This is a genomic window from Methylobacterium sp. D54C, from assembly GCF_053345595.1.
In genome coordinates this window covers 1-293 of sequence record NZ_JBKFAK010000228.1, presented here as the reverse complement: position 1 = coordinate 293, position 293 = coordinate 1, and the positions used below count along the sequence as shown (strand labels likewise).

Here is a 293-nt window from a genome sequence, read left to right as displayed (position 1 = left end):
GACGGCGCAGCTCACCCCCGCGCTGGAGCCCGACAGCCTGTCCGACCCCGAGATCCGCGCCGCGAACAGCCGGACCTCCGACGCGATCGGCGGCTACATGGGCGACCTGATCAGGCAGAAGCGCAGGCACCCGCAGGACGACATGCTGTCGGGCCCCGCCAACCACGCCACCCCGGCCGGCGTGAAGATGGGCGATTACGACCTGATCGCCACCTCGATCCTGATGCTGGTCGCCGGGCACGAGACCACCGTGAACCTCATCACCAACGGCCTGCTGACCCTGCTGCGGCATC

At 69.6% G+C, this 293-nt stretch carries 1 pseudogene; it reads left to right on the top strand.

The features are described from left to right. Positions 1 to 293, top strand: a pseudogene (locus ACLBYB_RS33285) (cytochrome P450); the annotation flags it as partial.